This window comes from Mycobacterium sp. (genome assembly GCF_035603715.1).
Taxonomy (GTDB): Bacteria; Actinomycetota; Actinomycetes; order Mycobacteriales; family Mycobacteriaceae; genus Mycobacterium.
The window spans coordinates 1-3567 of record NZ_DATNJW010000286.1; the positions used below are offsets into that span (position 1 = coordinate 1).

At 66.0% G+C, this 3567-nt stretch carries 3 protein-coding genes and 1 pseudogene; 2 read left to right on the forward strand and 2 right to left on the reverse strand.

The genetic code is table 11. The annotated features are described in order from the left end of the window. Positions 1-1561, reverse strand: a 1561-nt coding sequence (locus tag VN856_RS11900; protein ID WP_325689208.1) for an exodeoxyribonuclease V subunit gamma, incomplete at its 3' end; no start/stop codon positions are given. Between the two features lie 81 nt (positions 1562-1642). Further along, complete coding sequence (locus tag VN856_RS11905; RefSeq protein ID WP_325689210.1) at positions 1643-2509, reverse strand: cyclopropane mycolic acid synthase family methyltransferase; 867 nt, start codon at positions 2507-2509, stop codon at positions 1643-1645. A 292-nt stretch (positions 2510-2801) separates the two neighbouring features. Between VN856_RS11905 and VN856_RS11910 the strand changes: the two genes are divergently transcribed. Further along, positions 2802-3317: a nitroreductase family protein gene (locus VN856_RS11910; protein ID WP_325689212.1), complete on the forward strand. Its 516-nt coding sequence runs from the start codon at positions 2802-2804 to the stop codon at positions 3315-3317. 50 nt (positions 3318-3367) lie between these two features. Beyond that, positions 3368-3567, forward strand: a pseudogene (locus VN856_RS11915) (SAM-dependent methyltransferase); the annotation flags it as partial.

A 3567-nucleotide genomic window follows, 5' to 3' on the forward strand; every position in this document is an offset into this window, starting at 1 on the left:
CGTCGTCGAGCGGCAGCGTCGCGTCGATCCACGCGTGTGAATCGTCGGACATCGCGACGCCGGCCAGGATGCGGTCGACGCCGAAACGCCATGTGTTGTGCACGAAGTCGACGTGGTACGGGCGCCGATGCTGCTGATCCAGGCCCCACCGGATGTTCGCCTGCCGGACCCAGCGGGTGATGTCCTCGAGATCGTCATCGGTGAAACCGAAACGGGCGCGCACCGGCGGGGTCTGCGCGAAGCTGAGCACCTCACTGGCCGTCGCCCTGCTGCCCGCCAGCGCCAGCAGTTGCGAGGCGACGCCGAGCAGCGGATTGGTCTGAATCAGCGAGCGGTCCGCGAGCCGAACCCGCAAGCGGTGAGCGGGATGCGCGCCGTGCACCACGTCGCCTAGCCCGAAGTCGGCCACGATGAGGGGCGCGTACGTCTCGATGTCCGGGCACATCACCAGGATGTCGCGTGGCTCGAGCGTCGCGTCGTCCTGCAGCAGGCCGAGCAGCACCTCCCGCAGCACATCGACCTGGCGGGCAGGCCCATGGCAGTTGTGTATCTGCACCGACCGGTCATCGCCCATCAACGTCCGCCCTTGTGGCCGAACAACGTTGGCGGCGATATCGGACTGCAGCCAGCCGAGCAGCGTGTCCGACGGTGTCGTGCCGCGGAGGTATTCGTCCGTCTGCGGCGTGGGCGGCAGGCTGCGTTGGAGTTCGCGCAGGTCCCGCCCGAGCGTCGCCAGCAGCGGGTGGGCCACGACGCGGTGACTGGTGTCGTCGCGGCGCGGAATAGAGCCATGGACGCCGGCGAGGTCCCGCCACAGCTGGTCGCTGGGATGCGGCAGCCACAGGTGCAGGTCGTGATGGGCGGACAAGGCGTCCAGCAGTTCCACATCGGTACACGCCAACCGCGTGTGCCCGAATAAGGACAGCCGCGTCGGCAGGTCCGCCGGACCCGCGCGCAGCCGGGCCACCGTCTTCTCCTGCCGAATGTGTGGGGGATCGGCGGGCACGGTGGCGACCAGCGCCCGCCAGAGTGCGGGCTGCCACAGCAGGTCTTCGTCGAGATCGCCCGGGTTGCCCTCGAGCCAATCGACGAGCAACCGCGGCCGCTGGCGGCCGTACGAGGCGAACAAGCCCGCCAGCCGGCGCGCCACCGAATAGCGGCGCCCGCGCCGCAGCTCGGCCTCCGTCTCGGTCGGCGCGAAGTGGCCCAAATGTGTTGCCAGCGTGCGACACCAGGCCTCATCCAACGAGCAATCGATCACCTGCAGCAGCGGCCATGCCATCGCGTCCGGCGACCACGGATCGTCGTCGGCCGTGCCGGTGAGTTCGGCGATCAAGGAACCCGGGCTGCGGAACGCCACCGCGGCGCACACCCCGTCGCCGCCGGCGACTCCGCGCCCGAGCACGTGCGACAGTCGTTGACTGAGCCAGCGCTCGACACCGCGCGCCGGAACCAGGACCAGGTCCTCGGCGAACGGGTCGGTCAGCGGGTTGGCCAGCAGGGCGCCGAGACCGTCGGCAAGCAGATCGGTGCGCTCGGCACGGTGCAGATGAAGCGCCATCGCGGTGCCACGATAGACCCGGACACCGACACGGGTGGGTGCTTGCGAAAAGTGTTCAGGTTTCTGCCCTACGGGCAGGGCCTACTTGCCCAAGGTGAACTGATTGACGTCGATGTAGCCCTTGCGGAACGCGTCGGCGCAACCGGTCAGGTACCTCATGTATCGCTGGTAGACCTCTTCGGACTGAATCTCGACGGCCTCGGCATGGCGAGCCTGTAACGCCTCGGCCCAGTGGTCGAGTGTCCTGGCGTAGTGCAGCTGCAGCGACTGCCGACGCTTGAGATTGAAACCCATCTTTGACGCGTGGAACTCCACCATCTCGATCGGCGGCAACTGGCCCCCCGGGAAGATCTCTGCACCGATGAATTCGGTGAAGCTTGCGACCTCGTCGGTCATCGGCAGGCCACGTTCCACCATCTGTTGCGGGGTCAGCATGGTGATCGTATGCAGCAGCATCACCCCGTCATCGGGCAGGATGCGGTAGGCCTTCGCGAAGAAATCGTCGTAGCGGTCATACCCGAAATGCTCGAACGCGCCGATGGACACGATTCGATCCACAGACTCCTCAAACTGCTCCCACCCCTGCAGCACCACCCGCCTGCTGCGTTCGGTGTGCATCGCGTCGAACAGCTCCTGCACGTGGCCTGCCTGGTGTTTGGACAAGGTCAAACCGATGACGTTCACGTCGTACTTCTCGATCGCGCGGCGCATCGTGCTACCCCAGCCGCAGCCGACCTCCAGGAGCGTCATGCCGGGGCGCAGACCCAGCTTGCCCAGCGCCAGGTCGATCTTGCGGATCTGCGCCTCTTCCAGCGAGATATCGCGCATCCGGTCCCAGTACGCACAGCTATAGGTCATGGTCGGGTCCAGGAAGAGCCGGAAGAAGTCGTCGGACAAGTCGTAATGCGCCTGCACCTCTTCGAAATGCGGCGTCAGATTCTCTGCCATGGGGCTATGCGCCTTTCTGAGCTTCGGAACCACCCTGGTGGTTCACGAGGCAGCGCCTCATTCGGTTCACCAGTGGGCTGAACTACTGGTTCACCAGGTCTTTCCCGATATCTGCGTAACCAAAACTCGTCTGGCTCCCCCGCGGGCGTCGAGTCCACGGCGGGTAACGTGTCGAATTGTGGCCCAAGGTGTTTGGGCGCCACTCGCTTCACGCGGCCGACCTCGTTCCTATCAGGGAATTCGTGCCGCTCAACACCGGTTGACCACGATTGTCTGCCAGAGGAGGGCACAAATGGAAGCCTGGGACGCGATCGCTGCTCGACGAAACGTGCGCGAGTACCGGCCGGACCCGATCCCAGCCGAGGATCTGGACCGGATCGCCGAAGCCGGATGGCGTGCCCCGTCGGCGAAAAACCGGCAGCCGTGGGATTTCGTGATCGTCACCGACGCCGATCAGTTGCGGGAGTTGTCCACGGTGTGGCGGGGCGCCGGCCACATCGCCGCGGCGCCCGCGGCGATCGCCTTTGTCATACCGGTACCGCCCGACGAGCGCAGGGTGGTCACCGACAACTACGACGTCGGTCAGGCCACCATGGCGATGATGATCGCAGCCACAGATCTGGGCATCGGGACCGGTCACTCGTCGGTGGGGGACCAGGACAAAGCCCGGGCCATCCTGGGTGTCCCCGACGATCACCTGGTGGCATTTCTGCTCGGTGTCGGTTATCCCGCCGATCGTCCGCTCACCCCGATCCGCAAGCCGAATCGACGGCCCTTCTCCGAAGTCGTCCACCACGGCCGTTGGTGATGAAAGCCTGAAAACCCTTCGGCGCCTTATAGGGTCGTAAGCTCGGTGGCGTGCATGACCACCAGGGTGACTACGGAATCGACGGATCCTTCGAGAAGGTCTCGGCGCGCGCACAGGGGATAGGTATCGGTGCCCAGGCCGCGGCCCTGGCCGTGTTTGCCGGGATCAGCATGGCACGCGGTAGGCGGCTCGCGGCGGCGCTGGCAGCGGGATCGACCGCCATGATCTCGGCGACCGCGGTCTGGTACTT